General features: G+C 69.1%; 28 protein-coding genes, 4 pseudogenes and 1 riboswitch. Of the genes and pseudogenes, 13 read left to right on the top strand and 19 right to left on the bottom strand.

Annotation, left to right across the window (positions count from 1 at the left end; all coding sequences use genetic code 11):
* The first annotated feature begins 71 nt into the window (after positions 1-71).
* Entirely contained in the window at positions 72-938 is an 867-nt protein-coding gene (locus tag ACLML9_RS07440; RefSeq protein WP_411944792.1) for an alpha/beta fold hydrolase, read from the top strand.
* 541 nt (positions 939-1,479) lie between these two features.
* On the top strand, positions 1,480-2,514 hold the full coding sequence (locus tag ACLML9_RS07435; RefSeq protein ID WP_411944791.1) for a hypothetical protein: 1,035 nt from the start codon (positions 1,480-1,482) through the stop codon (positions 2,512-2,514).
* A 276-nt stretch (positions 2,515-2,790) separates the two neighbouring features.
* On the opposite strand, the gene ACLML9_RS07430 is transcribed toward ACLML9_RS07435, so the two are convergent.
* The 3 genes and pseudogenes from ACLML9_RS07430 to ACLML9_RS07420 all read right to left on the bottom strand — a co-directional run.
* Positions 2,791-3,360 carry a GNAT family N-acetyltransferase gene (locus ACLML9_RS07430; RefSeq protein ID WP_411944790.1) on the bottom strand — a complete coding sequence of 190 codons (570 nt, stop codon included), beginning with the start codon at positions 3,358-3,360 and terminating at the stop codon, positions 2,791-2,793.
* Between the two features lie 427 nt (positions 3,361-3,787).
* On the bottom strand, positions 3,788-4,618 hold the full coding sequence (locus ACLML9_RS07425) for a hypothetical protein (RefSeq protein ID WP_411944789.1): 831 nt from the start codon (positions 4,616-4,618) through the stop codon (positions 3,788-3,790).
* A 426-nt stretch (positions 4,619-5,044) separates the two neighbouring features.
* Positions 5,045-5,545 (bottom strand): annotated as a pseudogene (locus ACLML9_RS07420) (LLM class flavin-dependent oxidoreductase); the annotation flags it as partial.
* A 200-nt stretch (positions 5,546-5,745) separates the two neighbouring features.
* Positions 5,746-5,859: riboswitch (SAM riboswitch) on the top strand.
* Between the two features lie 45 nt (positions 5,860-5,904).
* Here ACLML9_RS07420 and ACLML9_RS07415 point away from each other — a divergent pair.
* Positions 5,905-7,218 (top strand): aminotransferase class V-fold PLP-dependent enzyme, encoded by a 1,314-nt coding sequence (locus tag ACLML9_RS07415; protein WP_411944788.1) that lies wholly within the window; start codon positions 5,905-5,907, stop codon positions 7,216-7,218.
* Positions 7,219-7,315: 97 nt separating this feature from the next.
* Positions 7,316-8,512: a GNAT family N-acetyltransferase gene (locus tag ACLML9_RS07410; RefSeq protein WP_411944787.1), complete on the top strand. Its 1,197-nt coding sequence runs from the start codon at positions 7,316-7,318 to the stop codon at positions 8,510-8,512.
* On the opposite strand, the gene ACLML9_RS07405 is transcribed toward ACLML9_RS07410, so the two are convergent.
* Both ACLML9_RS07405 and ACLML9_RS07400 read right to left on the bottom strand, forming a co-directional pair.
* Entirely contained in the window at positions 8,493-8,699 is a 207-nt protein-coding gene (locus ACLML9_RS07405; protein ID WP_411944786.1) for a hypothetical protein, read from the bottom strand. The two genes, ACLML9_RS07410 and ACLML9_RS07405, sit on opposite strands and share 20 nt — an antisense overlap.
* Before the next feature lie 149 nt (positions 8,700-8,848).
* Positions 8,849-9,136: a hypothetical protein gene (locus ACLML9_RS07400; protein WP_411944816.1), complete on the bottom strand. Its 288-nt coding sequence runs from the start codon at positions 9,134-9,136 to the stop codon at positions 8,849-8,851.
* Here ACLML9_RS07400 and ACLML9_RS07395 point away from each other — a divergent pair.
* A complete protein-coding gene (locus tag ACLML9_RS07395; protein WP_411944785.1) occupies positions 9,114-9,503 on the top strand; it encodes a MerR family transcriptional regulator in 390 nt (129 codons plus the stop codon). The two genes, ACLML9_RS07400 and ACLML9_RS07395, sit on opposite strands and share 23 nt — an antisense overlap.
* Positions 9,504-9,585: 82 nt before the next feature.
* A complete protein-coding gene (locus ACLML9_RS07390; protein WP_411944784.1) occupies positions 9,586-10,173 on the top strand; it encodes a YdcF family protein in 588 nt (195 codons plus the stop codon).
* Positions 10,174-10,194: 21 nt separating this feature from the next.
* Here ACLML9_RS07390 and ACLML9_RS07385 read toward each other — a convergent pair.
* Positions 10,195-10,487: pseudogene (locus tag ACLML9_RS07385) on the bottom strand (MTH1187 family thiamine-binding protein).
* A 148-nt stretch (positions 10,488-10,635) separates the two neighbouring features.
* Positions 10,636-10,953, bottom strand: a complete 318-nt coding sequence (locus tag ACLML9_RS07380; RefSeq protein ID WP_411944783.1) for a hypothetical protein — start codon at positions 10,951-10,953, stop codon at positions 10,636-10,638.
* A 267-nt stretch (positions 10,954-11,220) separates the two neighbouring features.
* Here ACLML9_RS07380 and ACLML9_RS07375 point away from each other — a divergent pair, with 267 nt between their 5' ends.
* The 4 genes from ACLML9_RS07375 to ACLML9_RS07360 are packed head-to-tail and all read left to right on the top strand — an operon-like array spanning position 11,221 to position 13,262.
* A complete protein-coding gene (locus ACLML9_RS07375; protein ID WP_030519775.1) occupies positions 11,221-11,613 on the top strand; it encodes a hypothetical protein in 393 nt (130 codons plus the stop codon).
* A complete protein-coding gene (locus tag ACLML9_RS07370; protein ID WP_411944782.1) occupies positions 11,603-12,397 on the top strand; it encodes a hypothetical protein in 795 nt (264 codons plus the stop codon). Before ACLML9_RS07375 ends, ACLML9_RS07370 begins: the two co-directional genes overlap by 11 nt.
* A complete protein-coding gene (locus ACLML9_RS07365; protein ID WP_411944781.1) occupies positions 12,394-12,864 on the top strand; it encodes a roadblock/LC7 domain-containing protein in 471 nt (156 codons plus the stop codon). Before ACLML9_RS07370 ends, ACLML9_RS07365 begins: the two co-directional genes overlap by 4 nt.
* Before the next feature lie 26 nt (positions 12,865-12,890).
* On the top strand, positions 12,891-13,262 hold the full coding sequence (locus tag ACLML9_RS07360; RefSeq protein ID WP_411944780.1) for a hypothetical protein: 372 nt from the start codon (positions 12,891-12,893) through the stop codon (positions 13,260-13,262).
* Positions 13,263-13,553: 291 nt separating this feature from the next.
* On the opposite strand, the pseudogene ACLML9_RS07355 reads toward ACLML9_RS07360, so the two are convergent.
* The 8 genes and pseudogenes from ACLML9_RS07355 to ACLML9_RS07320 form a co-directional block, all read right to left on the bottom strand.
* A pseudogene (locus ACLML9_RS07355) lies at positions 13,554-13,773 on the bottom strand (AMP-binding protein); the annotation flags it as partial.
* Positions 13,713-14,117 (bottom strand): alpha/beta hydrolase, encoded by a 405-nt coding sequence (locus tag ACLML9_RS07350; RefSeq protein WP_411944815.1) that lies wholly within the window; start codon positions 14,115-14,117, stop codon positions 13,713-13,715. The gene ACLML9_RS07350 and the pseudogene ACLML9_RS07355, both read right to left, overlap by 61 nt.
* A gap of 66 nt (positions 14,118-14,183) precedes the next feature.
* Positions 14,184-14,432, bottom strand: a complete 249-nt coding sequence (locus tag ACLML9_RS07345) for a hypothetical protein (protein ID WP_411944779.1) — start codon at positions 14,430-14,432, stop codon at positions 14,184-14,186.
* On the bottom strand, positions 14,429-15,307 hold the full coding sequence (locus ACLML9_RS07340) for a short-chain dehydrogenase/reductase (RefSeq protein WP_411944778.1): 879 nt from the start codon (positions 15,305-15,307) through the stop codon (positions 14,429-14,431). The genes ACLML9_RS07345 and ACLML9_RS07340 overlap by 4 nt, the downstream gene beginning before the upstream one ends.
* Complete coding sequence (locus ACLML9_RS07335) at positions 15,304-16,770, bottom strand: flavin-containing monooxygenase (protein ID WP_411944777.1); 1,467 nt, start codon at positions 16,768-16,770, stop codon at positions 15,304-15,306. The genes ACLML9_RS07340 and ACLML9_RS07335 overlap by 4 nt, the downstream gene beginning before the upstream one ends.
* The gene (locus tag ACLML9_RS07330) at positions 16,767-17,273 is read right to left on the bottom strand and encodes an SRPBCC family protein (RefSeq protein ID WP_411944776.1); all 507 of its coding nucleotides are present in this window, start codon (positions 17,271-17,273) and stop codon (positions 16,767-16,769) included. The genes ACLML9_RS07335 and ACLML9_RS07330 overlap by 4 nt, the downstream gene beginning before the upstream one ends.
* A gap of 21 nt (positions 17,274-17,294) precedes the next feature.
* Complete coding sequence (locus ACLML9_RS07325) at positions 17,295-18,323, bottom strand: PDR/VanB family oxidoreductase (protein ID WP_411944775.1); 1,029 nt, start codon at positions 18,321-18,323, stop codon at positions 17,295-17,297.
* Complete coding sequence (locus ACLML9_RS07320; protein WP_411944774.1) at positions 18,320-19,201, bottom strand: metal-dependent hydrolase; 882 nt, start codon at positions 19,199-19,201, stop codon at positions 18,320-18,322. Before ACLML9_RS07320 ends, ACLML9_RS07325 begins: the two co-directional genes overlap by 4 nt.
* Positions 19,202-19,298: 97 nt before the next feature.
* Between ACLML9_RS07320 and ACLML9_RS07315 the strand changes: the two genes are divergently transcribed.
* Positions 19,299-19,910: a TetR/AcrR family transcriptional regulator gene (locus ACLML9_RS07315; protein WP_411944773.1), complete on the top strand. Its 612-nt coding sequence runs from the start codon at positions 19,299-19,301 to the stop codon at positions 19,908-19,910.
* Between the two features lie 134 nt (positions 19,911-20,044).
* Here ACLML9_RS07315 and ACLML9_RS07310 read toward each other — a convergent pair.
* Positions 20,045-20,173: pseudogene (locus ACLML9_RS07310) on the bottom strand (response regulator transcription factor); the annotation flags it as partial.
* A gap of 118 nt (positions 20,174-20,291) precedes the next feature.
* On the opposite strand from ACLML9_RS07310, the gene ACLML9_RS07305 reads away from it, so the two are divergent.
* Positions 20,292-21,206 carry an RNA polymerase sigma-70 factor gene (locus ACLML9_RS07305; RefSeq protein ID WP_411944772.1) on the top strand — a complete coding sequence of 305 codons (915 nt, stop codon included), beginning with the start codon at positions 20,292-20,294 and terminating at the stop codon, positions 21,204-21,206.
* A gap of 34 nt (positions 21,207-21,240) precedes the next feature.
* Here ACLML9_RS07305 and ACLML9_RS07300 read toward each other — a convergent pair whose 3' ends face one another.
* From ACLML9_RS07300 to ACLML9_RS07290, 3 genes are all read right to left on the bottom strand, one after another.
* Positions 21,241-23,727 carry a bifunctional lysylphosphatidylglycerol flippase/synthetase MprF gene (locus tag ACLML9_RS07300; RefSeq protein ID WP_411944771.1) on the bottom strand — a complete coding sequence of 829 codons (2,487 nt, stop codon included), beginning with the start codon at positions 23,725-23,727 and terminating at the stop codon, positions 21,241-21,243.
* Positions 23,724-25,055 carry an alpha/beta hydrolase gene (locus tag ACLML9_RS07295; RefSeq protein ID WP_411944770.1) on the bottom strand — a complete coding sequence of 444 codons (1,332 nt, stop codon included), beginning with the start codon at positions 25,053-25,055 and terminating at the stop codon, positions 23,724-23,726. Before ACLML9_RS07295 ends, ACLML9_RS07300 begins: the two co-directional genes overlap by 4 nt.
* Positions 25,056-25,229: 174 nt before the next feature.
* Positions 25,230-25,802 (bottom strand): AraC family ligand binding domain-containing protein, encoded by a 573-nt coding sequence (locus ACLML9_RS07290; protein WP_411944769.1) that lies wholly within the window; start codon positions 25,800-25,802, stop codon positions 25,230-25,232.
* Between the two features lie 76 nt (positions 25,803-25,878).
* Between ACLML9_RS07290 and ACLML9_RS07285 the strand changes: the two genes are divergently transcribed.
* On the top strand, positions 25,879-26,310 hold the full coding sequence (locus tag ACLML9_RS07285) for a DUF2000 family protein (RefSeq protein ID WP_411944768.1): 432 nt from the start codon (positions 25,879-25,881) through the stop codon (positions 26,308-26,310).
* Positions 26,311-26,466: the final 156 nt, after the last annotated feature.

The raw sequence follows: 26,466 nt of genomic DNA, 5'->3' as shown, positions 1-26,466 counted from the left end.
AGCCGGGTAGAGGTTGACGCCGCGCCGCACGCCCTCCCGGGCGAGCGCCGTTTCGAGCTGGGGAGTGCGCGATGACCGCGTTCGCCGACCCTGAGCTGGAGACAGCATATTTCGCGGCCTACGACGCAGTGATGGCATTTTGGCCGGTACCGGCCGAGACGGTAGATCTACCGGGGCGGTACGGAACGACGCGAGTCACGTCCGCCGGCCCGTCCGCAGCGCCGTCGCTGGTCCTGCTCCACGGATACAGTGGCACGTCCGGAATGTGGTACCCGGTAGTCGGTTCGCTGGCTGAGGAGCATCACGTGCGGGCCGTGGACACCATAGGCGAGCCGGGCCGCAGTCGACACACCGGCGCTGCCTTGGCCGGCATGGACGATCTCGTGGACTGGCTGGCGGAAACGTTCGATCTGCTCGGGCTACCCGCAGCAGACCTGTGCGGCCAGTCCCTGGGCGGGCACCTCGCGCTTCGGTTCGCGCTCGCCCATCCCGAACGGGTGCGACGGCTGGTCCTGCTCGATCCGCCCCTGGTCTTCGCCGGGCTCAGCCCCGAGTTCGAGGAGCTGGGCCGGAACCGCGACCCGCACCCGACTTTCGAGGAGGCCCGCGCGATGCTGGCACCGGGCGCCCCCGGCGGCGGGCCGGCGCATCTGGAGGCCTACCTCGACCTGCTCGCTCACGGAGCCGCGCACTTCCCCGCCTCGCCGATCGTTCATCCCCACCCGCCGGACGAGCTGGCGCACCTGCCGGTCCCGACCCTAGTCGCCCTGGCCGGGGCGAGCCAGGTGCACGATTCGGAGGCGGCCGCGGAAGTCGCGCGGCGTGCCGGGGCGCACACGGTGATTCTCCCCGGTGCGGGGCACGGCCTCCTGGCCGACGTCGAACCTGTCCGCAGCCTCGTCCTCGAACACCTCCGGCGAAAGGACTCACCGGAATGACGCCGCATCAGCGAATTTCGAGAAGACCCCTTGCCGTGGACGTACTCTCGCGCTCATTCCGACCGGGTCGCCACGGCCGATGTTGTTCGAGCTGGTTGATACAGCGCTCGACAGTGTTGCGAGCCCGGTAAATCACTGTGTCGAACGCCGGAGGCCAGCCGTCTTGCGAGCCGCGCCGGCGGCGGTGCCCAGCTTGATCGGCCGGGCTCGCGATGGTTCGCCGGGACGCGACTTCGGCGCAGATACTCCGGTTGGCCCGTACACGGCCCGACAAAGTGGATCGACCAGGTATGAACCCCTGGCACCGCGCGCTGCCCCCGACGCTTGGTGCACTTCAAATTCCTTGTTTAAAAACCGATGTATTCCTGGACAGATGGTGGGCAATCATCGCCGGTCGACGATGATTGCCGCAGGAAACTTGTCCGACAAGCACCTTTGGTGAACACCGAGCGCTAGACCGATTGGTCCAGCGTGTGCGCCCGAAATTCGGCTGATGCACGGCGATCCGCCGTTGTCGGAGCCATTTGGCACGATCGCGGCTATGACCAGCACTCCGACCACTCCACCGCGGCCGTTCGACGTCACCACCGTCTTCCCTCTACTGGCTCCGCTGGCACGCACGGCGACCCGGTTGCACCCGCGCCCCGGGTCGCCGTCACCGCAGGACAGTTCCATCGGCGGACCGTTGCTCTGGCCCGCCGACGAGCCGTGGCCGCACTGCGACGAACCTCATGAAGTGGACGGAATCAACCCGACCCTGACCCCAGCGGAGGTGCGGCTGGAACGCCGGATCCGTGCCGCCTCGCACGGCAGGGCCCTGACCCCGCAGGAACGAGAGACCCTCGAGCGAATCCGCCCGCCGCAGGAGTATCCGCTCACGTTGGCGATCGCCCCCTATGAGGGTTCCATAGCGATGCTGCCGGTCGCACAGCTCTACGCGCGCGACGTGCCCGATCTGCACACGCCTGAAGGCGCAGACCTGCTCCAGGTCTTGTGGTGCCCCTTCAACCACCCGGCGGGCATGCCCAGGACTGCGCTGTTCTGGCGGTCGGCCGCCACCGTCACCGCCATCCTCGCCACGCCCCCCGAACCGCCCGCGGTGCAGTTCGACGGCTACCTGCCCGAGCCGTGCCTGCTCCACCCGGAGCAGGTCACCGAATACCCCGACCACAGGGAGCTGAGCAAGGAACTCCGGGAGCAGATCGGAGACTGGAGCGTGTGGCAGGCAGCCGAGACGGGCGTGGACAGCGCCTACGCGTCGTACCCGCCGGAGTTCTACGCCAATGAGTTGTCCGTCGCACCCGGCTGGAGAGTCGGCGGCTGGCCTGGCTGGGGAGCCGCCGACCCCAGCCCCCTGCTCTGCCCTACCTGCAACAGCGACATGGACCCCCTGCTGACCATCGCCACGTCCGAAGCCGGCAGCAGAGACAGCAGCTGGCTCCCACGCGAGGAATCGGCGCATGAACCATCCATCGGCTTCAAGCCCACTGCAGTCGAAATAGGTAGCGGCTACGACCAGCATCTCTACGTCTGCCAGACGGCGCCGGAGCACGCCCACACCGAGCTGATGGCCTAGCCGTTGGGTCGGGTCGGGTCTCAGGAGCGAACAACGGACACATGCGTGTTCACGAATGCAGGTTGAGGCGAGCGTTGGCATCCTCCGGCGGATATCGCCTGACCGTCCGTTGATCGATGCGTTCCTGGACGTCGGTGCGAGCAATCAACGCTGGTCAGCGATGATTGCTCGGTCTATCTCGTCCAGAAACCGCCTTTTCCAGGGCATGGGTGGTGCAGTACCGCCGACCACTCACCACGGCAGGTTTGGGCCACCGAACCGGCCCGGTGAGCGTTTTCACCGATGCGCCGGGTCGGTAGGCAAGAGGCTGAAGAGCACTGAGTCGCGGCGGCCTCCCTTGAACGGGGTATGAGACCTCAAGAGCCCTTCGCGCGTGAAACCACTTCGCTCAGCGACCTGTTGAGAGGCCAGGTTGTCCGGGCCGCAGGTAAGCTCCAGTCGCGCGACGGCGAGGTCGTCGAACGCCCAGCGCGCCAACAGCCGCACGGCTCGCGTGGCAATGCCACGACCGCGCGCGTGGCCGGCGAGCCAATATCCGACCGCAGCTCGCCCCTCGGCGACAGCGATGTCGTAGATCGATGCCCCGCCCCACACCCGGCGGGCGTCGCCGGCCTCGACGATCGCGAACCCGATGGCCTCGCCCCGCATTCGCGCCGCTTCTTCCCCTTCTCCTGCCCAGGTCAACTGGTGCTGTTCGGTGAAAGGCTCGCTCGATGCCCAGGAGAACCGCTGGCACAGAGGGTCGGAGAAACCGGCAAATCGCTGCGCGTGGTCGTTCGGTCGCCAGGCGCGCAGGGTCACGACTCCGTCGGTGAGTTCAGGATCGGGGAAGTGCAACTCGGGCATGGACGAAAACTACGAGACGATTCGCGAGGCTGTCGCTTCGTTTTTCTTTCACAGCCGGGTTTGGAGTTCGCCAGGATTGCAGTCGCTTGTTGACGCAGCGGGCGGGATTGGACTCGTAGCTGTTCATCAATCGCTGCATTCTTGGACAGTTCAGCGTGATTTCATCGCTGGCCAGCGGTGTTTACAGCCATTCACTCGTCCTATAGCCCTTTTATGGACGCCCATGGTGTGGGTGACAGGGAACCCGCAGCAACAGCGCAAGAAACAACAAGTTCCGACATCAGCCCCGGCCCCAGCGGGGGTGATTACGCAGCGGGATCATCGCCGAAGACAACGGGCCGGGGTGATAGCCGGTCGCGGATACGTCCTTATCCATTGGGTCTCCGCGAATGCTATGGGGAGCCCGAACAGGGCGGCGTGAAGCCTGTCAGGTTTCGATCCACCCGGTCGGTGACGGTTTCGTCATCTTCATGAAGACGATGTTTGCGTTAATTTCTCCCGGCCAGGCCTGGCCGGTGATCCTGCCGTGCGTCCGTATCTCGATCAACCGGTCGAGTGCGCCGTTGACGGCGACTTCGCTGAGTTGGCTGTCGAGTAGGGCGGCGCGGAGTCGGCCGAGGTCAACCGCGTCGACCTGAGTCATCACCTCCTCGCTCAGGGCGGCGTTGTGGAACTCTTCGACGAAGTCGGAGCGGATGCCGATACGCGAATCCGGTGATTCCGGGCACGACAGCCCGTGATCGATGGCCACTATGTCGCCGTTGCGGCCGGTGCGGTAGTTGCCCCAGTGGCGATCGGTGTTGCCGATGACGTAGTCCAGTACCGCCATCTGCTCGCGTTGGATCTTCGGGTAGCGGTCGTTCAGACGCCGCAACTCATCCCTGGCATTCCTCTTCAACCAGTCCTCGCGCGGCAGTCGCAGTTGAGCGGCCTTGGGGTGGCTCGGGGTGGAATACGCCCAGATCTGGTTCGAACCCAATCCATAGGGCCCGTTCGTGATCGAGGTGGGCGGGACGCGTCCGAAACCCAGAGCCTCGTCGACTCGGTAGGCGCCCTGTTCTCGATAGGCGAGGTGTCCTCCCCCGCGAGGAATACCGAAGCGCAGCGGAAGATCGGGTAACACACCCAGCAATGTCTCGAGGTACCCCGGTTTGTAGACGCTACGGGCACCGCCCACCGAACGCCCGAGGAAGGTGGCGGCGACGCCTCCACCGAGCGGTTTCACTTCACCATCGAGCCTGCGCACCGCTATTTCCATCGGGCTCGGCTCGAACAGTGGAAGTCCCGTCCTGCCGATGCCGTCCAGACTCCGGGCGGCGTGCTCGGTTGTTCGAGCGAATCCCGAGCTGTACCGCCGGGCAGTACCGTTTCCCAGATCTCGGAAACTCCCGGCCAGACCATGGGTGATCGTGTCGAGCAGCCGGATGAGTGGGTTGTTCACCTCTGCTCGAACCAATCCCTGGAGTCGTCACATCCACGGCGAAGGTGTGACCGCTGTGGGCCTTCGCCTGTTCGGCCGCGGGGGACGCCTACCCGCTTTGCGCGATACTAACAGTCATCTCATACGTCAGAGCGCGTTGAAGGCGGCCGGCTGCAAGAAGGTGTTCGCCGACAAGAAGTCCGGCAAGGACGCCGAGCGCGAACAGCTGTCCGCGTGCCTGGAGAGCGCACCCCGGCGTGCGGCGGTATCGGTCACCCGGTAGTGCTCACCCCGGTAGGTGACGTTCTCCTCGGTCCACAGCCGGCGGACCAGCCGGAGGAACTCCCTGGTGCGGGCGTACCGCTCGGCCTGGTCCTCCTCGGCTTCGCCGTAGGCCGCGAGATCGTGCTTGCCGGACACGATATTGATCCGCAGCCGGCCGCCGGTCAGGTGGTCGGGGCTCGCCGCCGCGGCGGCGAAATGGGCGGGCCGCCAATAGCCGGGCCGGACGGCGGCAAGCGGTTCGAAGGTCGTGGTCCGGGCCGCGAGCGCGGTGGCGACGGTGAACGTATCCGGGCGACCCCAGCCGGCGCCGATCAGCGCCCCCTGCCACCCGTATTCCTCGAGTGCGCGTGCCTGCGCGGTCAGTGTCTCCAGGCTGTTGTGGCCGGCGGTGACGGCATCACCGCGATGCCCGGGAATCACCTGGTTGGGGATATACCAGAGGTATTCGGCCGTCGGGGCGGCTCCTGCTCGGTCTGGCATCGCGGATCTCCGTTCGGGGCCGGGGGATCGGGACAGGCGCGCACCGGATGGGCCGGGGGATCACCCGGACACACATTGCGCCGCTATCCGTTTCCGGGCTACGGACCGGATCACGGTGATTCGAAATCGCCGCACCGGACCGGCGGGCGTGGATCGAGGTCGGGTTGACAAGCCGGTGGCCGTCTGACACTCTCGCACCAGGTCACGAGTGCCAGCGTGAAGCCCCGGCTTGCTGGCCGGCAACCCTCCTCCGCGGTGGGGTGCCCCGGGTGACGACCTGGCCGCTGCTCGACCGAGCACGGCAAGCGCGGACTCCGCCGAATCGAAGCCCGGAGTCCCTCGATCGAAGGGATTGCGTGATGACCGCTGTACTCGACCCCACCCGTGCCCCGGCCCGCGTCTCCGGCGACGACCTGCGGGTTCCGCTGGTACAGGGTGGTACCTGTACCTACGCCAACTTCGACTACGCGGCCAGCGCTCCGGCTCTCGCGCAGGTCACCGCACGGGTGGCCGATCTGCTGCCCTACTACGCGAGCGTGCACCGCGGGGCCGGGTATGCCTCGCGTGTCTCCACTGGCTGCTACGAGGCGGCCCGCGAAACGGTCCGCGAGTTCCTGTGCTGTGCCGCCGACCAGGAAGTCGTATTCACCCGGAACACCACCGACGCGCTCAACCTGCTCGCCGCCTGCGTCCCCGGCGATACCGTGGTCCTCGATATCGAGCACCACGCCAACTTCCTGCCCTGGGCCGGGCGCGGACGCCGGGTGGTGCCCGCCGCCGGCACGCTCACCGAAACCGTCGAGCGTCTCGCCGCCGAACTCGGGGCGAAACCCGCGGCGCTGCTCGCGATCACGGGCGCGTCCAATGTCACCGGGGAGGTGCTGCCGCTGACCGAGCTGGCCGCGCTCGCTCATCGCCACGGTGCGCGAATCCTGGTGGACGCGGCCCAACTGGCGCCCCATCGGCGGATCGACCTGTGCGCCACCGATATCGACTATGTGGTCTGCTCCGGGCACAAGCTGTACGCACCGTACGGCGCCGGGGTGCTGGCCGGTCGCCGCGACTGGCTCGACGCCGCACCGCCGTACCTGGCCGGTGGGGGCGCGGTCACCGAGGTGACCTCGGACACGGCGGCCTGGGCGACCGCGCCGCATCGGCACGAGGCCGGTTCACCCAATGTGCTGGGCGCCGTGGCGCTGGCGGCCGCCTGCGGGGCGCTCACCGAACTCGCCGCCCCCGCCGAGGTGCACGAACGGGTGCTCACCGACCGGTTGCGCACCGGGCTGGAGGATATCACCGGTGTTCGATGCCTCCGGATCTTCGCCGACAGCGCCGACTGTGTGGGAATCGTCGCCTTCACCGTGGACGGTTTCGAACCGGGGCAGGTCGCGGCCTATCTGTCCGCCGAACATGCGATCGGCGTGCGGGACGGCCGCTTCTGCGCCCACCCGCTGCTGGCCCGGTTCGGGCTCGACGCCGCCCTGCGCGCCAGTATCGGACTCGGCACCACCGCCGGTGATGTGGATCGGCTGCTCGACGCCGTGCGGACCCTGGTCGCGGCCGGGCCGCAGTGGGATTACGCCTGTTCGGACGGCCGCTGGGATCCGGTTCCGGAGACCCGTCCCGGCCTGACGGAAGGGCCGGACACCGGATCCGCACCGTGCTCGGTGTGACGTACCGCGTGTCATGTGAGAGAAATTAAACGTGTCCCGTGGCGCCCTGCGGCTTCGCCGGATTCCCACACTGATCCCGAACCCGGAGTGAGCCGAGATGACCGTCGAAATCGACATACTGACCGACGCGGCGGAGGCGCGCGCCGCGCAACGGGTGTTCCGTACCGCGATGGTCGGGGGCCCGCCGATCTCGGCCGAGGCCGCGGACGGGTTGAACGAACCCGGACGCACCCTCGGCGCCCGGGTCGGCGGTGAACTGGTCGGGACGGTGAATTCCTACACCAGCTGGCTGATCGCGCCGGGCGGCACGCGCCTGCCGCACGCCGCGGTGACGCACGTCGGTGTCCTGCCCACCCACGCGCGGCAGGGGATCGCGGCGGGGCTGCTGCGCCGCCAGCTCACCGAGATCGCCGGACGCGGGGAGGTCGTCGCCTCGCTGCGCGCGACCCAGGGCGGTATCTATGAGCGTTTCGGGTACGGCGTCGCCGGCTCGTCGGCGCGCTGCGAGATCGATGTGCACCGGGCCCGCTTCCGCGAAACGGTACCGGCCGCGGGTCCGGTCCGGTTGCTCGCGCCCGCGGACGGCTGGGAGATACCGGCCAAGATCTACGCGACAGCGGATGTGACGTGGACCGCGGCGGTCGATCGCCCCTCGTACTGGTGGCGGCTACAGGGGCTGTTGCGGCCCCAGGGTCATGTCGCCGTGCACGGGGAGCCCGGCGCGGAGGACGGGTTCGTGCGCTACCATGCCGCCGAATCCCTGGAATGGGTGCGCGGCCCGCGCCGGACGGTCGTGGTCGACGATCTCGTCGCCACAACTCCCGCTGCCTTCGTCGGTCTCGTCCGCCATCTGCTCAGCGCCGATATCGTCGACGTGGTCGTGCTGTCCGCGATCTCGCCCGACACCCCGCTGCGGCATCTGCTGACCGACGAGCGGACGGCCCGGGTCACCGATATCCACGACGAGACCTGGTTGCGGCTCGTCGATGTCCCGGCCGCACTGGCCCGGCGCGCCTATCGTCCCGGTCGGCCGCTGGTCCTCGCCGTCACCGATCCGATCCTGTCCGCCAACACCGGCAATTACCGGATCGCGGACGGCGGGGTCACCCGGGTGGACGAGCCCGCGGACCTCGGCACCGACGTGACGGCCCTGGCGGCCGCCTACCTCGGCGGTACCCGCTGGCGCCACCTGGCGCTCGCGGGCCGCGTCACCGAGCACCGGCCCGGCGCCGCGGCGACCGCGGACGCGCTGTTCGAGGTGGACGAGCATCCGTTCAGCGGGACGTACTTCTGACCTCCTGCCCGGTCCGGGTGGCCGCGTAGTGCGCCGCGATCTCGTCACTGGTGGTGACCCATACGGCGGGATGCTCGACGATGTAGGCCAGCGCCTCGTCGAGGTACCGGGCCCGGAACGCCTGCCCGGTGACGAAGGGATGCAGGGCCAGGGCGAGGACGCGGCCGCTCTTTCGGAGTCCGCCCACAGCCGGTCGAGCTGGTCCCGTACGATCTGGACGAAATCGGGGCCGGTGAGCCCGGTGCCGAGGAACAGGGTGTTGTCGTTCAACTCCACCGAGTACGGCACGCTGAACAGGCCGGGGACACGCAGCGGGTAGGGCTGGTCGTCGTTGGTTCAGTCCAGGACGTAGTCGACGCCGAGTTCGCGCAACAACTCCGGAGTACGGAAACTCTCGGAGAGGGCGGGGCCCATCCAGCCGCGCGGTCGCTTCCCGGTGCCGCGCTCGATGGTGTCGAGCACGTCCGCGAGGTAGGCGCGCTCGTCCGCGGCGACGATCTCGGCCTGCAGCACGGAGTTGTTCCGGCCGTGGGCCGGCCAGGCCCAGTCGCGGTCCCGGCCCGCTTCGATGAGGCGCGGGTAATGCTCGACCACCTCGGAGTTGAGGAGTGCGCTGGCCCGGATGCCGTGCCGGTCCAGCGATTGCAGGATCCGCCAGAAACCCGACTCGGGGGCCGTAATCGCGCCAGCCGTAGTTGAGCAGCGGTGCGCGAACGGCTACCGCAGCTACGACGAGCGGTTTGTCGATCGCGTACTGCAGATCCGGGGCCTGCTCGACGCCGGGCTACCGACCCGGGTCATCAAACAGATTCTCCCGTGCCTGGACACACCGCGGTCCATCTACTTCCCGGACGCGACGCCCGAGATGCTCGCGACCCTCGAGGGCGAACGGGACCGTATGAACGAACGGATTCGCTGCCTGGAACGGAACCGGGACGCCATCACCGAATACCTCGGCGCGGTACGCGAATACGGCGAGCGGGGGGTGTGAGCGGCCACGCGCGTACTCGCTCGGGCCGGGATCGTCGGTCTGGCGTATCGCGGAACAGCCCCGCGCGTATGGGTACGCTCCGATGCGCGTGAGGACATCGCGGATACTGCTCGTCGCCGGTGTCGCCGTACTGGCCTGGGGAGAGTGGGTGAACTGGCGGTCGTCGCGGCGGCTCGTCGGGTCCGCGACCGGTGCGAGCGAAGCGGTCGTCGTACTCGGGTTCCGCAACGCGGCGCCGTCGGCCAACGCGCTGAACAGATGGCGGGTGCGCGCCGGACTGCGCTCCTGCGATCCCCGGCTCGACACCCGGATGGTCCTCTGTGGCGGCGCGGTCGGGGGCGCGCGGTCGGAAGCCGAATTGATGGCCGCCTATGCGCGGGAACGCGGCTGGTCCGGTCCGGTCGCGCTGGATACCGCCTCGCGGAGCACCCGGGAGAACATCGAGAACGCCCTCGCACTGATCGACACCGCCGACCGGATCAAAATTGTCTCGAATCCGCTGCACGCGGAGCAGGCCCGGCGCTACCTGGCCGCTATGCGCCCCGATCTCGCGGCCCGGCTGGTGCGCGGTGCGGAATACCGCTTCGGCGAGTGGACCTTCCTCGAACCGCTGTTCGCCGTCCTCGGATACGCGCAGCGGAGCCGGGTCTCGGCGCCGCTCGCGCGGTAGACCCGGAGCCGCGGGGCGGGGTCACTCGGCGAGGCGGCGTTCGACCGACTCGACCTTGGTGTTCAGCGTATTCGTCCGGCCGGGCCGGATATCGGCCTTGATGACGATGCTGCACCGATCGGATTCGGCCAGGACCGCATCGGTCGCGGCCTTGATGACGCCCATGACCTGGTCCCATTCGCCTTCGATCTCGGTGAAACTGGCGGCGGTCCGGTACGCGAGTCCGCTGTACGGATTACTCGGACCGCGGTGGCGACCTGATCTCCGACGCTCTCGCCGGTGCCGATGGGGGTGATCGAGAAGGCGGCGAGCATATCGCACTCTCCTTGGTCGTCGTGGAGGATGACTGCGCTGATCACCTTCACCGTACGCAGGTCTGCGCGAACCACCCCGCTACCGCGGGGCGGGTCGGCCCGCGAGCGCGGTCGCCACCGGGACGGTCCGCCTGCCGCCTCGCGACTGTCACACCGGATCCGCGTCGAGGTCGCTGTCGGGGGATACGGCCGGACTCCGGCGTGCGCGCGGTTGCCACCGGGTGATCGCGACTCCCACCAGGCACAGAACTCCGCCGGCCGATGCCACCGTGGCGGGCACTTCGCCGAGGAGTAGCAGCAGCGCCACCAAAACCACCGAACCCGAGGCCAATCGGCCCAGCGCCAGCGCCCCCGGCGAGAAATCCGCTCCGGCGGTGCGGATGACGACGAACGCCGAGGCCCACAGCACGACGGTGACGGCCGCGGCGAGCAGCGCGCGCCCTCGTCCGGGAGACGACTCGGTCATATGCCGAACGTAGTTCCCCGCCGCCGCTCGATCCAGACAATTTTTCGCGTGCGAGCGCAAGTTTGAGAATACATCGATCGACGGCATCCGGTCCGGGCCTGGGCTACCAACTGTGCTGCCGTGCTTGGTATCTCGTGTGCAGATGCGGCACGGTTTCGGATCCGCACGACCCGGGTACCCGATCAGGTCATGCGTTCAGTCGGCGGCGAACGCCTTGTATGTGTAGTGTCTCCAGAGATCTGAAACACGCATGAACGGGCAGGGCGCATGAGCGGAATCGATGGATGTCTGGAACGGATCATGGACATCCCCGGTGCGCGCAGCGTGACATTGGTGGACGGGGCGAGTGGGCTGGCGGTGGCCGCGGCAGGCCGGCACGATGTGGTCGATCAGCACGAGGACGCGGCGACCACCACCGATGTGGTACGCGCGGTGCTCGACTGCCCGGCGCTGACCACGGGCCCGACCGGGGACGATGTCGACGAGATCATTGTCTGCGGGACCGGGGGATACCACCTGCTCAATCTGGTGGACGGGGATTTCGGCGGCCGTCTTTTCGTCCACGTCCTGTTCGACGAGGAGTCCGGCAATCTGGCGATGGCCCGGTTCCGGCTACGCGGCATCCTCGCCGAACTGGCCGAGGACGGTCATGCGCGTTGAGCTCGCGGACGAACTGGAGCGATTGGAAGACGAAGGCCGGACCGGTGTCCTGCGCGTAGGCGACGGTGAGTTCCATCTCACCGACGGCGCGATCGCCTCCGCCACCTGCTCGCGCACCACCGGGCTGGCCCGGTTGGTGGTCGAGGCCGGGGTGGCCAGTGCCGAGGACTGGGAGCGAGCGGGTACCGGCGATCCGGGCCCGCTGCTGGGCCGGCCACTGCTCGAAACCCTGGCGCTGCTCGCCGTTTTCGACGCGGCCTATTTTCTGCTGCCGACGCCGGCGGTGCCGGAGTTCCGGCCGGCCCCGGCGCACTGGCTGTCGGCCGTCTGCACCATCCGGCCGCGGGCGCTGGTCCGCGAATGCGCGCGCCGCGGTGATCCGGACTCCGGGCCGTGGCCGGCGGACCTGGTCGACCGTGCCGCGGTGGTCCCGGTGCGTCGGATCCGGCGGCACCGGGTACTGCTCACCGGCGGCCAGGCCGAGGTACTGGCCGCCGCCGACAACCGCCGCAGTGTCACCGGAATCGCCCGGGATCTGGGCCGTACCGCCTACGGCTGTCTGGAGGTGGTACGGGATCTGACCGTGGCCGGGTTGATCGAACCACCAGTGGGCGCACCGGCGTCCGCCGCCGGCCCGCCTGCCGCCGATCCGGCCGCCGGAGCGGAGCCGCCGCTGCGACGCCGGGTCCGGAACGCCACACCGGTTCCCGACGGCGACGAGTGGGAACCGGTGGATCACGAACTGCTCACCCGGCTTCGAGCGGCCCTGGAGGACCTCGCGTGACGGCGCGCAAGAATCTGCTCGGTGAACTGATGGGAAGGCTTACCAAGGTGCCGATGACCGTTTCCGACCCCCACGCCGCGGTGACGGCGGAACTCCGCGCGCTGCGCGAACGCGTACCCCGGCTGACCGGGGCGCTCGTGGCGTCCAGCGACGGCCTGCTGGTGACCCATGATCTGCCCGCGCATATCGAACCGACCGGGATGGCCGCGCTGGCGGCGGCTCAGCTGTCGCTGTCGGATCGGCTCGCCCATACGGCGCAGGGCGGTGGTTTCCAGGAGGTCGTGGTGGACGGTACCGGGGGACACGTGGTGATCTACGCGGCCGGCTGGGCGTCGTTGACCGTGCTCGCCGCCCCCGAGGTGAATATCGGCCGGCTGCACCTGGAGTCCCGGCCGGTGGCACGCCGGATCGCCGAACATCTCTCCGCCGTGGTGAAGGACGCCGGCGGTAACGGAAGAACGCAGTAAAAGAAAACCATCGAGAGGAACGACCTGTGTCCGATATGGATTTGGCACTCGAGGACATGATGTCGATCGACGGCGCCCTCGGCGCGGCCGTCGTGGATTACAACAGCGGAATGGCACTGGGCACGCTCGGGAGCTCGAAGGCGCTGGACCTGAATGTGGCCGCGGCCGGCAATACCGAGGTAGTGCGCGCGAAGCTGCGCACGATCGAACAGCTGGGCCTGCAGGAGGACATCGAGGACATCCTCATCTCGCTCAGCAGCCAGTACCACCTCATCCGGCCCATGACCGGCCGCAAGTCGAGGGGTCTGTTCCTGTATCTGGCCCTCGACCGCGGCCGGGCCAACCTCGCCCTGGCCCGGCATCGGCTGCGCGGAATCGAAGAGGAGCTCGAAGTCTGAGCCGGGCCGGGCGCCGGCGTCAGGTCGCGGCGGCGAGCTACGGCCCGTCGGCGGGTTCGCGGATATCGCCGACCGGCGGATCCCGGTAGAGGTCGGCGATCCGCGTCGCGTACTTCCCCGTGACGAGCACAACCACCGGCACCGGCATTCGGCGCTGGGCTATCTGACCCCGGCCGAGTACGCTGCGGCCTGCACCCACACCCACCACCCGGTGGGCTGCGACATCAACTGAATACCGATGACAACGCTCGGACTCTGAAACCGGGTGGTCGCACTATCGGGGGCCGGTCACGAGAAGGAGGTCGCGCCGAGATGCTGTGCGGCCACCTCGAGCGGGTAGAACTCGATCCGGTTGCCCATCATCAGGGCGACGGTATCGCCCCGGCGCACACCGAGCCCGTCGAGGCCCGCGGCGAACTCGGCGGACCTGGGTGGCGTAGTCGGACCAGGTCAGGGTCTGCGTGTCGCCCGGGGTCCGCAGCGCGACCGCGGCGCGTTCGACGGTGGCGATGTGCTGGAACGCGGCAGGGAACGCGACAACCCCGGCGACAGCAGTCCTTCGGCCGCCGCCCCCGGGAACCCGGTGGCGAGCGCGAGACTCAGATCCGTCATCGGTGAGAAGAGAACCGGGCCCGCGGGCGGGGCGGACCCGTTGCGCGCGTACGAGATGGCGAAATCGGCGGCGAGGAAGCCGCCCGCCGAATCGCCCGCGACCACGATCCGGCCGGGGCGGTGCCCTCGTGCCAGCAGCCACCGGACGGCGGCGGCGATATCCTCGGGTGCCGCCGGATACGGATATTCGGGCGCGAGCCGGTAGTCGAGCGTGAACACCGGCAACCGCGTCGCGGTGGACAGCCGCGCGGCCCCCGCGGTACCCGGCGGCGGATCCGGCGACGAATCCGCCGCCGTGGAGGTAGAGGATCACGGCATCGGTGCGGGTTGCCCGCGGGCCACGGACCCATTCACCGGTGATCGTGCCGTGCCGCACCCGGTCTGCCGTGGTGCCGCCAGCGGGGGCGCGGCCGCGCGCAGAGCCTGGTCGATCAGTGCCCGGGCGGCGGGCAGGGTGTAGGTGTTCACCGGCGTGAACTGCGTCAGTCGGCGCGCGGTGAGCGCGGACAGTTGCCGGACGTACCGGGCCCGCAGTGATCCGCGCGCCGGCTCGCTCATCGGCGCCGCTCGATCGCGCGGACCAGTTCGTGCACTGTGGGATCGGCGGCGAGCCGCCGGTCCAGCACGGTGTTGATCGCCCCGCGCAACAGTGCGTAGGGCTGCCAGCCGCTGGGTGCGATGGTCCGCGCGGCGCGGCGCGCGATGCCGTCGGCGATGGTCCGGGCGGCCTCTTCGGCGGTGATGCGCACGTTGAGCGGCCAGGGCAGCAGATCGTTGATCCGGCGGCCCAGATCGTCGGCGTCGAGCAGGTCATGGGTCATCGCGGTCTCCACGACCCCGAAGTAGGCGATCCCGGCGGTGGCGCCGGAGGCGCCGAGCTCCACCCGCAGTGCCCGGCCCAGCTGCTCCACCGCGGCCTTGCTGACCATATAGGGCGAGCCGCCCATACCCGGTGCGAAAGCGGCGCAGGAGGAAACGACGACCACGTGGCCCCGGGACCGCACGATATGGTCGAGCGCCGGATGCACGGTGTTGAACACCCCGGTGAGGTTGATACTCATGACCCGGTCGAAATCGGCCGGATCCATGCTCCGGATGGTCGCGGGCACCGGGGTGACCCCGGCATTGGCTACCACCACATCGAGACCACCGAACTGCTCGGCGACCTCGGCGATCACCTCTTCCATCCGGCCGCGGTCGGCGACATCCCCCGCCAGACCGACGGCGCGCGAACCCAGGTCGCGTGCCGTGCGCTGGGCGGCCGCCTCGTCGATATCGACCACGACCACCACCGCGCCGCGCCGGTGCAGGAGGGTGACGAGTTCGAGTCCGATGCCCTGGCCCGCGCCGGTGACCAGTACCGTTTTGCCCTTCACGTCGAAGGTCGCGGACGGCGAGAGCCAGCCCAGCGGGCCGGGGAGCGTGGGTTTCATGCGGTCACCTCATAGGATTCGGCGTCGAACTGCTTGGTGCGCCGTCGGTATTCGAAACTCCAGTTGGGGTAGAGGCCGGCGTTGCCGCCGTCGGGGGTGGTGTAGTAGCTCTGGCAGCCGCCGGTCAGCCAGACCGTGTCCGCGCTGCGCCGGGCCATTTCCTCGACGAACGCGTCCTGGGTCTCCTGCCGCACCTCCACCCGGCGGGCGCCGCGGGCGCGCAGGGTCTGGAGCGCGTCGACGATGTAGGCGATCTGCGATTCGAGCATGAAGATGGCGGATTGGTTGCCGGCGGCGCCGAAGGGACCGAGCGTGCAGAAGAAGTTCGGGAAACCGGCCATCGCCGCGCCCAGATAGGTCTGTGGCCGTGTGTGGTACAGGTCGGCGATCGAGAGATCGTCGCGACCGATGATCTGCGCGAAGGCGGTGGGGATCGGAGTGAACCCGGTGCCGTAGATGATGGTGTCGACGGGGATCTCCACACCGGCGCGGGTCAGGATCGAGTGCGAGCGCACCTCGGCGATACCGTCGGTGACCACCTCGACGTTCTCCCGGTCCAGCGCCGGCAGGTAGGCGTCGGAGAAGATCGCGCGTTTACAGCCGATGAAGTAATCGGGGGTTGCCTTGCGACGCAACTGGGGATCGCGGATCTGGCGCAGCAACTGGAGCCGGCCGAGCATCTCGTACGGGTGACGGAAGCGATTGTCGACGAACCCGACCAGGCCGAACCCTTCGATCAGGGTGTACCAGGTACCGCGGATCGCCTTCTGCGCAAGGGGGAGACGGCGCAGCAGGGTGCGCTCGACACCCAACGTCGGGCGGTCCATCCGTGGCACGATCCAGGGCGCGGACCGCTGGAACACCGTCAGCGCGGCCACCCGTGGCGCGATCTCGGGCACGAACTGCACCGCGGAGGCGCCGGTGCCGATCACCGCCACCCGTTCACCGGTGAGGTCGTGCTCGTGGTCCCAGTGCAGCGAATGGAACGCGGTGCCCTCGAAGGTGTCGATACCGGGGAGTTCGGGGTATTTGGCCTCGGCGAAGACGCCGGCGGCCGAGAGGAAGAAATCGGCCGTGAGCGAGCCGCGCGAGGTCTGGATCCGCCACAGGTGGGCCGCCTCGTCCCAGCGTGCCTCGGTCAGTTCGGTACCCAGCCGGATATGGCGCACCACATCGTGGTCGGTGGCGACCCGGCGCAGGTACTCCAGGATCTCGCGCTGTTTGCCGTAGGTGCGGGACCAATCCGGGTTGGGCGCGAACGAGTAGCTGTAGAGCTGGGACGGGACATCGCAGGCGCAGCCGGGATAGGTGTTGGCCTGCCAGGTGCCGCCCAGATCGTCGGCGCGTTCGAGCAGCACCAGGTCGTCGAAACCGGCCTCGCGCAGTTTGATCGCCAGCCCGATCCCGCCGAATCCGGCGCCGAGTACGACGATGCTGTGGTGTTCCGGTGTGCGGTCGTTCATCGTGCCCCCACCGTCTCGGCGCGGACCCGGCGGCCGGTGCCGGCGGCGATGGTCTTGGTGACGAAACGGTTCACCGGGCTCGCCGCGGCCGGCAGCGGACGCAGTACCGCGCTGCCCTCGAGGGCGAAGGTCCAGATGATCCGGGTCCCCGTGGCCAGCGGGAGCAGAGTGATGTCCTCGGCGAACCGGCTCAGCCCGGGCACCGAGGCGGCGTCCACGGTGAAGGTCATCCGGGAACCCCCGTCCCACCGGTAGAAACGTTCCGCCAGCCGGATCAGGCCACCGAGTGTGACATCCCGGGTGGTGCCGACACCGAAGGGCCGCCGTGAGGTCCACTTCGCCGCCGTGACGACCGCCGACCACGACACCAGGGCGTCGTCGGCGATCAGCGTGTCCCAGACCTGCGGCGGCGGTGCCGGGAAATCGACGATATGGGTGTAACGGTGGGCGGCGGAGTCCAGGAAGCCGTCGTCGGAGGGGACCAGGGCGAATCGTGCGCTCATGGGGCTGAGGGCCTTTCGGGATCAGAGATCGAGTGCCAGCGGTCCGCCGGCCGACCGGGAGACACAGGTGAGCATGTGGTCGGCGCGTTCGCTGTCGCTCAGCAGGCGGTCGCGGTGGTCGACCGAACCGGCCGCGACGCCGATCTTGCAGGTGCCGCAGAAACCCTGGCGGCAGGAGTAGACGACATCGGGCCGGACCCGGCGGATGGCGTCGAGTGTCGTCTCGGTGGCGCCGACCCGGACCTGGCGCCCGGACCTGGCGAGGGTGAGGTCGAATTCGCGGCCGTCGCGCACCGGTGGCGCCGAGAACCGTTCGGTATGCAACGATCCGGCCGGGTTCAGTGCGAAAAGGGAACGCTGGGCGGCCTCGAGGACCGGTGGTGGTCCGCAGACGTACACCGCGGCGCCGGGCCGGGCGGTCGCCAGGAGCGCCCGGATATCGGGTGCACCGGCCTCGTCGTCGGGACGGATATTGCTGCCGGTCGGCAATTCGCCCAGGAAGGGCATGGTTTCCCGGGAGCGGCCGAGATAGATCAGTCGTCCGCGCTTCCCGGCCGCATGCGCCATCGGCAGGAGGGGGGTGATGCCGATTCCGGCGGCGACGAAGAGGTAGGACGGCGCGGAATCGACGAAGGTGAACGCGTTGCGCGGTCCGCGGATCCGCAGTGCGTCACCGGGTCGCAGGTCGTGGACCTCGAGGGAGCCTCCGCCGCCGTCATGTATCCGGCGGACCGCGATCCGGTAGCGGTGGTGGTCGGCGGGGTCGCCGCACAGCGAGTACTGGCGCTGCCGCCCCGACGGCAGGAAGACGTCGATATGGGAGCCGGGTCGCCACGACGGCAACTGCTCACCATCTGCCCGGAGCAGGGTCAGCGAGACCACATCGCGGGCCTCCTCCTGTACCGCGTCCACGACGACGTCGAGATCGAAGCCGCTGCGGCGCACCGGCTTCGATGGCGAGAGCGCGGGATTGGTGAACACCTTCCTGTACACGTCCACCACCAGGCCGAGCATCCGCAGGCTCGGGGGCTCGGGGTGCGCGGTGGTCATGAGCGCGCGGCGGGGGAGTGCGCCAGATAGCGCAGGGCGTTGTCCATGGGTCCGAGCTGGGAGGGATGGAAACCCGGCCGCAGGTAGCGCGGCATCTCGGTGAAGAACGTGGTGAAACTGGGAATCACACCGCGCAGCGTGGCGCTGACGAACTGCTGACCCCAGAACCGGCCCTTGGCCGGGCTCGGATCCTTGCGGTACAGGTAGGCGGTGGAGACCACGAACAGTGGCAGCAGCAGCCCGCTGGCGAGCAGACCCGTGCGTACGCGCCGTGCGTACCCGCCGTCGACATGCATGTAGGCGTCGAAGACCACGCTGCGGTGCTCGACCTCTTCCGCACCGTGCCACCGCACCAGATCGAGCATCGTCGGATGCATGCCGAGTTCTTCGAGCACCTCCGATTCGAGCAGCCACTCGCCGATCACCGCGGTGAAATGTTCCATTCCAGCGAACAGCCCCAGGCGTTCCTTGAGCCATTCTTCTTCGGCGCGGCCGCTCAGTCCGTGCTCGCCCAGGACCCGGTCGACCAGCCAGCCGATCTTCTCGACGTAGGAGTCGACATCGAGCCCGATGGACTGCAGGTGTTTGCGGGCGCCCTCATGGCTGCTCGCGTGCATCGACTCCTGGCCGATGAACCCCGTCACCTCTTCGCGCAGGCGCTCGTCGTCGATCGCGGGTAGCGCTTCGGCCAGGCAGGCGGCCATGGCCCGCTCGCCTTCCGGCAGTACCAGGTGCATCACATTGGTCACATGGGTCGCCAGCACTTCTCCGGGGATGTAGTGCATGGGAACCGTCGAGAAGTCGAAGCTCACATCGCGGGGGTGGATCGCGTGGGCTTCTTCCCGGTAGGTGCTCGTGGTGGCACTGTCGTCAGCCATACGTCGACCGTACAATGCAACAGATTGCCTTGCAATGTTGTCGCAACAAATTCTTTCTGATTGTTGCAGAAATACTGATCGCTGCTAGCGTGGTCCTGTGTCCGCCCCTGCCTCTACCTCGCAAGACCGGTCCGGCGCCGACGGTATCGAAACCCGCATCCTCGATGCCGCGCGCGTGCAGTTCGAGACATTCGGGGTGAAGAAGACGACCATCGGCGATGTCGCCCGGCAGGCGGCGGTCGACCGCGGCACCATCTACCGGCGGATCGGTTCGCGCGACGATCTCGTCCGCGCCGTGAGCGCCCGCGAGGTGGGCGCCCTGCTCGCCGAACTCGAGGGTATTCCCGCGCGACACACCGGTCCGGAGGACATTGTCGCCGACATGTTCGTCACGGTGATCACGCGCTGGCGAACCCACGGCATGATCACACGGGTGCTGGCGCTCGAGCCCGGCCGGTTACTGCCTCAGGTGACCACCGAGGGCGGGCCTTTCTTCACGATGGCCGTCGGTGTGGCCACCACCCTGCTCGCCGAGGCGATGCGGCAGCGGAGGCTCCCCGAGATCCCCGATCTCGCAACCCGGGTCGAGATCGCGAGCCGGGTGGTCCACTCCCTGATCCTGCAGCCCGTCAGCGCGCTGGACCTCGAATCCGAGGAGCAGCTCGCCGAATTCGCGCGGATCTATATCGCGCCGTTGATCCTCGGCTGAGGATCTGGCCGCTGCCCTGGCTTCGCCTCGCCGCACGTGACCTCACCGTCCGGGCCGCCTGAAACGGGAGGCGGGCTCGCCGATCACCGCTGTAGGCCACGGTCGTCGGACTTGTGCACGGCCGGGCCGAGCCCCTACACGGCGAGTTTGACCCGATTGTCGGCGCCGGTCTTGGACAGCAAGTTCGCGATATGGGTTTTCACCGTGGTGACGCCGATGTGCAGGCGCTGGGCGATCTCGGTATTCGACAGTCCGCCGGCCACGGGCGACGCCGGTCGGCCGCGTCGATCAGGGTGACCAGGTACACCAGGGCAGCGTGTTACGCCGGCACCCCGAGCGGCGTCTGATGGTGACACTGTCGAGAGAAAACAGGAGCCACCCATGGACGGTTCAGTGCAGACCACGCCCGGCGACGATTCCGCCGGTGGGCCCGACCCCGCCACCGAACTCTTCGTGACCCATCGCAACCTGCTGTTCACCGTCGCCTACGAAATGCTCGGCTCGGCCGCCGACGCCGAGGACGTGCTCCAGGAGACCTGGCTGCGCTGGGCCGGCGTCGACCTCGGCGCGGTCCGGGATCACCGTGCCTACCTGGTGCGGATCACCACGCGGCAGGCGCTGGACCGCCTGCGTTCCCTCGGCCGGCGCCGGGAGTCCTATGTCGGCCCGTGGCTACCCGAGCCGCTGCTGACCGCACCCGATGTGGCCGAGGACGTCGAGCTGGCCGACAGCGTATCGATGGCGATGCTGCTGGTGCTGGAGACGCTCGCACCCGTGGAACGTGCGGTGTTCGTACTGCATGAGGTGTTCGGCCTGGACCACGCGGAGATCGCCGAGGCGGTCGACAAGACCCCGGCGGCGGTCCGCCAGATCGCCTATCGTGCCCGCTCCCATATCGCGGCGCGGCGTCCCCGCGGTGCGGTCTCGGCGGCCGAGACCCGCAGTGCCCTCACCGCCTTCCAGCGGGCGGTCGATACGGGGGACCTGCGGAATCTGCTCGATATCCTCGCCCCCGACGTAGTACTGCTGACCGACGGCGGCGGCGTCGTGCGGGCGGCGACGGCGCCGGTGGTGGGCTCCGGGCCGGTCGCCGAGGTGCTGGGCCGGATCGCGGGTGCCGCGGTCCTGCGTGCGGCCCGGATCAACGGTCATCCGGCGCTGATCATCGACCTCGACGGTAAGGCCGATACCGTCGTGGCGATGCGTATCGACGAGGGGCTGATCACCGGGCTGTACGCGGTCCGGAACCCGGTCAAGCTCGCGCGCCTGGATCACGAGACCGCCCTGCGTCGCTGACAGCCGGTTCCTTCCCGGGACGCATCGCGGTGACTCAACGGCGGAGCAGATGGGTCAGCAACTGCCCGCTCTCCTGCAGCGACAGACGCGGTAGGTACGCCCGGCCGACGGCGATCCCGATGGTCGGTAGTGCCGCGGCATCGGGGAACACCATGTACACGGGCCGGTGCCGCGGTTGGAACTTCGCCTTGAAGGCGAGCAGTGACCGGAAGCCGTAGACCGGTTCCAGGGTGCGGCCCAGTAGATCGAGCAAACTGTCGAGTGCACTCCGGTCGAGGTCGGGTTCGGTGCTGTCGGCACCCGCCAGCGGTGCCCCGGACAGACTGAGGAACTCGAGCCGCTGCTCCTGGGCGGACAATGCGGCCGAGGCGATCAGGAACTCCATCGCCACGCGGAATCCGTCGCCCCGGCGGCGCATGAAATCCAGGGTGAGGCCGACGAGGACGCCGTCCCGGTACACCGGCATCCAGGAGGTTACGGCGTGGATGTGGTCGTCGGGGTCGACGGCCAGCAGCAGCCGGACCTCGGGATCTCGGAGTTCGGCCAGACCTCCGAGGGTGAAACCCATTTCCGGCAATCCTTTGTCCGCGACCCATTCCTCGGAGATCTCGACGATCTGCTCGGTCACCGCCAGCGGCGCCTCGGCGAACGTTGTCCACCTCGCCTCGATCCCCTCTTTGCCCGCTCGATTCAGGGCGGTTCGCACATCCTGGAACTTCTTGCCCTTGAACGCGAGATCGGCCAGATCGATGATCGTCTCCTCGGCGACCTGCAGGCAGCTCCAGCCGTGCTCCCGGGCGAGGGCCGCGGTATCGGGGCCGACGGAGTAGAAGCACGGAGTCCACCCCTTGCCGAGACACCAGGCCGCGAACTCGTCGGCCGCCGCGGCTTGCCCGCGGTGTGCACCGATCGGATCAGTCGTGGTCAGCGCGACACCGGAATGCACCCGATAGGCCACCGCGTGCCGGCCGTCCGCGCTGAACCAGTACCTGTTTCCGGCCCAGGTGCTCATCCACGACAGGGAACCGCCGCCCGGGTCGTGCAACAGCTCCCGCACCCGGCGCTCACCGCCGAGGTCGTATCCGGCCGGTGGGGTGAAGAAACTGCGCAGCATCAACAGGCACAACGTCACCCAGACGAGTACGCCGATCCACTCGAACAGCAGGGTGGCCGACGGGGTCAGCGGCAGGACCGGCGGTTCGAAGAGCTGGAGGTACACCGGCGGTAGCAGCCGCAACGGGGCATCACGCAGCAGGGTGCCGACCCCGGGGTCGCGGTCGAAACCGCCGGCGAGCAGTGTCCCGGCCACCACATAGATCGTGAGCGCGGCCCCCGCCGCCGCGAGCGTGCCCAGCCAGACCCGGCGATATGTCCCGCGTGCGGCGCGCACATCGAAGACCCGCCGGGTGGCCAGTAACAGCACGAGGACCGCGATCAGGGCGAGCAGCGGAGCGAAATCCCGGTACACCGTGCTGTGCCGAGGGATGCCGTAGAGCACCCAGCGCGCCTCGTCCTGCTCGACCGTCCGCACGATCACACTGACGCCGGCGAGGCCGAGGAGCACGATATGCCCGCCGACCGAGAGCAGCCAGGCCGCTCGCCGGCCGCGCCGCAGTCCCTCGGCCGCGACGAGCAGCAGTATCGACGGCAGGATGTTCATGGTGAGCGGTCCGATACCGGACAGGCGCAGGGCCTGCTGCCCTTTGCGGCACTCGTCGTGCAGGGCCGGATCGGCACAGATGTCGACCAGTTCGCGCGCGCTGTAGGGCACCTGATCGAACAGTTCACGCAGGGACGACAGGGGGCCGATGGCATGCGGGGAGAACGCGGCGAAGATCGGGCCCAGGACACTGGCCGCGACGACGAGAGCGACGAGTGTGCGGCGCTCGCGGATCGTTCCACCGAGCATCGGGCTGCGCGCGGAGCGCCCGAACAACAGCGGTCCGACGAGCAGACCCGCCAACGCGACACACAATCGCGTCATATCCGGCAGATGCCCGGCGAACAGGGCCGTGGTCACCAGGATCACCAGCAGCAGCGCGCGGATACGCCGGCGCCACAGAGTGTGCATCGCCGCGCTGGCGGCGAGCAGCGCCCCGAAGACCCAGGGCAGCGGGTCCGCTGTCAGGTGGCCGTGCAGTTCCAGACCCCAGGAGTTCGGCACCGTCGACGCGAGCCGCGCCGCGGCCAGTGCCAGCGCGGCGCCCGCGCCCTGGGCGGCGAATACCGCGATCGCGAAACGCCGGCTGCCGATGCGCTGTTCCACCGGCACCGCGACAGCGAGGACGAACACCGTCGCCAGCAGATAGCCGCCTGTCCCGGAGGCGAACAGTCCCGAGGTCCACAGCGTCCAGACGTACCCTGTATCGAGGGTCGGGAGGCCGAGCGAGACGTGCGCGGCCAGCTCGTGCGACGGGCCCTTCGCCCATGCTCCGGTGATCACCGCGAGAATCCAGATGACCGCCGGCAACCCGAGGGAGATGGGTGCGCGGGCGAGCCCCGCTGCGACGCGAGTCGTCACGACGCGTCCAGACCGAGACGGTGGCCGAGCCACGGCAGCTCCTTCTCCAGACCGGCGGACCACACGGCGAAGCTGTGCCCGCCGGGCAGTTCGGTGAGGTGGATATCCATTCCGGCAGCGCGTGCGGCGTCGGCCAGCCGCTCGATCGCGGCGCGGTATTCGGTGTCGCCCAGACCCACGACGAACCCGCCGGCCGAATCGGGGTAGCGATGGCGGGCCAGCAGATCGGCGGGGTTGTTCCGGGCGAACGCGCCGGCGTCGCCGCCGAAGGCCTCCCGGATCGTGGTCGTGCGGTCGCCGAGCGTCGGTTCGGCCTGTCCGGACAGATCGAGGAAAGTGGGATAGACCTCGGGGCGGGTGGTGGCGAGTTGTAGCGCGCAGGTGCCGCCGTAGGAAAGCCCGCCCACTGCCCAACCGCGCGGATCCGGGTTCACCTGCAGATGGGTGCGTACCCAATTCGGTACGTCCACGGCCAGGTAGGTCGCGGCGTTACCGAGCCGCGAGTCGACGCACAGCGGATTGGCCAACCGGCCGCCGGTGCCGTCGGCGAGCACGACCACCGGCGCCAGCCCCCGGTGTGCGGCGGCATAGGCGTCCATGATGCGGGTCAGCCGGCCGCCGACGAGCCAGTCCTCGGTGCCGCCCGGCTGCCCGGCCAGCAGGACCAGCACCGGCAGGACGGGCTGGGGCTCGGTGAAGTACGCCGGGGGCAGATAGATCCGCGCGTCACGGGCGGGGAACCGGGACACGGCACCGGGAACGGCGGCCCGGGTCACCGCGCCGGTCTCCGGCATATCGGCGGAGGGGGTCCAGTTCGCCGGGGCCGGCGATCCGCCGGGCACCGAGTGCGGTGCCAGCGCGGTATCGAACGGCACGGTCCGATAGTCGGTCATGCCGAGCGCGGTCCGCACCGTCGGGTACGCGCCGAATCCCGCGTTGATCCCGCCGGCGGCACAGAGCACGACCGCGACGGCCGCCGCGACAAGCCCGGTCGCGACCAGTGGCCGCGACCGGTCCCGGCGCCGGACGAACCCGCGGCCGACGGCCAGTGCCACCGCCAGCACCGCCGACCCCGACCAGACGTAGATCGACGGGGGTAGGGGATCGGGAAAGGGCCGCCAGACCTTCTCGATGAGGACCGCGGCGAGTACCACCGACAGCCCGGCCGCCGCCACCACGACGGCGACCCCGGTGCGCAACCAGCGACGATGCCGGCGGGCCGCCAGCGCCGCCAGGCACACCGCCGGGACGGCGACGAAAACGAAGGTCGCCGCGGTCGTCGTCACGTGCAGGTCGAGTACCGCGTCGACGAGCCCGGACCACGACATGACGTCCAGTATGCAGGCCCGCCGGGCCGGTGAGCGGGACGCACGCCCGCCCGCGGAACACCGGAGGAAGTGAAGCAGGACGGGGGCGCATGGCCGCTGTGCGGAGGCATGCGCGCGAGGACGTGCGGTCGGGAGATGGGCCGACCGACCGCGGCTCCGCGCATCACATCCGGGTTATCGGTGGGGTGTTCCGGCGGACAGATGCGCCGGGTCCGCGTAGAGAATATGGCCGGCCTGCGCCAGGGTGATTCCGGCGACCGAGCGCTCGTCGAGGAGTACGCGCAGGTCACGGGCGAGGGAGGGGTCGCGGTGCGGCGGCGGGGCCGGACGCCTGCGGCGCTGCAGGCGTTCGAGTACGAAGGTCGGGCGGCTCTCGGCTTCCAGCTCGTCACCGGGATACCGCAGCATCTGGTGCAGCCGGTGGATCATCCGGTCGCGCAGGATCGGGTCCCGGGTGCTCGGAGTATCGACCGCCGGGCCGATACCGGAGAGCCGGGTGTCCTCGATGTACAGCACGCGTTTGCGGAATCCCGCGGCCCCGGCCGCCCGGCCGTCGTGCGGCACATGCGGCGGCAGCAACGTCACCCAATGCTCGACCGAGCCGTGTTCCCGGCCGTTCAACTCGTAGCTGATCGCGCCGGAATCGACGATGAACCGGGTCCACGCGTCGTGGGTATGCGGGGGACAGGCGTGGTCGGTGAATCGGGCGTGGAACACCTCGTGGATACCCTCGATCCGCGGCGCCACGCGGTGATCTCCGGTACGTGCACCACATCAAGAACGTACAAGACCAGCGGTGCGGGTGATCGGCAGGATCGGCCGAGTGGAGACAGACACCTCACCCGTTCGATTCGACACCAAGATCGCCGTACTGCTGCGCGAGGACCTCGCCGGCCGGCAACGCCTCAACGTCTCGGCGTTTCTCGTCAGTGGGATCGCCGCCGCGAATCCGGACCTCATCGGTGCGCCGTACGCCGACGCTGACGGCACCGGGTACCTGCCGACGTTCGGTCAGCCGGTCCTCGTGTTCGCCGGTACCAAGGAGACCCTGCGCACCGCGCATACACGCGCACTCGACCGCGGGCTCGCCCTCTCGATATTCACCGCCGAGCTCTTCGCCACCGGCAACGATCACGACAACCGCGCCGCGGTCGGGGCCGTGGGCCGAAACGTCCTCGACCTGGTCGGTCTGGCGCTGCACGCGGACCGCAAGCTCGTCGACAAGGTCGTGAAGGGTGCGCGTATGCACCCGTGACGCTGCGCGCCCCGCCCCTTCCGCGCCGGGGCGTCCATGTCGCCCGGCCGGCTCAGCGCGGCGTGGCCCCCGGCCCGGCACCGGCGCGTGCCCGGTGCCGGTGGGCGGCCTCAGATCTTGCGGATCACGGTCACGACCTTGCCGAGGATGCGCGCG

This window comes from Nocardia sp. NPDC002869 (assembly GCF_046764065.1).
In the GTDB taxonomy this organism is placed as follows: domain Bacteria; phylum Actinomycetota; class Actinomycetes; order Mycobacteriales; family Mycobacteriaceae; genus Nocardia; species Nocardia rhamnosiphila.
The sequence above is the reverse complement of the archived record's forward strand: the minus strand, read 5'-3'. Positions and strand labels throughout refer to the sequence as shown.

Coding starts and splice junctions, on each gene's coding strand:
- ACLML9_RS07415 (WP_411944788.1), top strand. CDS start 5,905: ATGACCGCTGTACTCGACCCCACCCGTGCCCCGGCCCGCGTCTCCGGC.
- ACLML9_RS07345 (WP_411944779.1), bottom strand. CDS start 14,432: ATGAGCGAGCCGGCGCGCGGATCACTGCGGGCCCGGTACGTCCGGCAA.
- ACLML9_RS07330 (WP_411944776.1), bottom strand. CDS start 17,273: ATGAGCGCACGATTCGCCCTGGTCCCCTCCGACGACGGCTTCCTGGAC.
- ACLML9_RS07320 (WP_411944774.1), bottom strand. CDS start 19,201: ATGGCTGACGACAGTGCCACCACGAGCACCTACCGGGAAGAAGCCCAC.
- ACLML9_RS07325 (WP_411944775.1), bottom strand. CDS start 18,323: ATGACCACCGCGCACCCCGAGCCCCCGAGCCTGCGGATGCTCGGCCTG.
- ACLML9_RS07375 (WP_030519775.1), top strand. CDS start 11,221: ATGAGCGGAATCGATGGATGTCTGGAACGGATCATGGACATCCCCGGT.
- ACLML9_RS07440 (WP_411944792.1), top strand. CDS start 72: ATGACCGCGTTCGCCGACCCTGAGCTGGAGACAGCATATTTCGCGGCC.
- ACLML9_RS07295 (WP_411944770.1), bottom strand. CDS start 25,055: ATGTCGTGGTCCGGGCTCGTCGACGCGGTACTCGACCTGCACGTGACG.
- ACLML9_RS07335 (WP_411944777.1), bottom strand. CDS start 16,770: ATGAACGACCGCACACCGGAACACCACAGCATCGTCGTACTCGGCGCC.
- ACLML9_RS07305 (WP_411944772.1), top strand. CDS start 20,292: ATGGACGGTTCAGTGCAGACCACGCCCGGCGACGATTCCGCCGGTGGG.
- ACLML9_RS07435 (WP_411944791.1), top strand. CDS start 1,480: ATGACCAGCACTCCGACCACTCCACCGCGGCCGTTCGACGTCACCACC.
- ACLML9_RS07370 (WP_411944782.1), top strand. CDS start 11,603: ATGCGCGTTGAGCTCGCGGACGAACTGGAGCGATTGGAAGACGAAGGC.
- ACLML9_RS07410 (WP_411944787.1), top strand. CDS start 7,316: ATGACCGTCGAAATCGACATACTGACCGACGCGGCGGAGGCGCGCGCC.
- ACLML9_RS07380 (WP_411944783.1), bottom strand. CDS start 10,953: ATGACCGAGTCGTCTCCCGGACGAGGGCGCGCGCTGCTCGCCGCGGCC.
- ACLML9_RS07340 (WP_411944778.1), bottom strand. CDS start 15,307: ATGAAACCCACGCTCCCCGGCCCGCTGGGCTGGCTCTCGCCGTCCGCG.
- ACLML9_RS07430 (WP_411944790.1), bottom strand. CDS start 3,360: ATGCCCGAGTTGCACTTCCCCGATCCTGAACTCACCGACGGAGTCGTG.
- ACLML9_RS07390 (WP_411944784.1), top strand. CDS start 9,586: ATGCGCGTGAGGACATCGCGGATACTGCTCGTCGCCGGTGTCGCCGTA.
- ACLML9_RS07425 (WP_411944789.1), bottom strand. CDS start 4,618: ATGGAAATAGCGGTGCGCAGGCTCGATGGTGAAGTGAAACCGCTCGGT.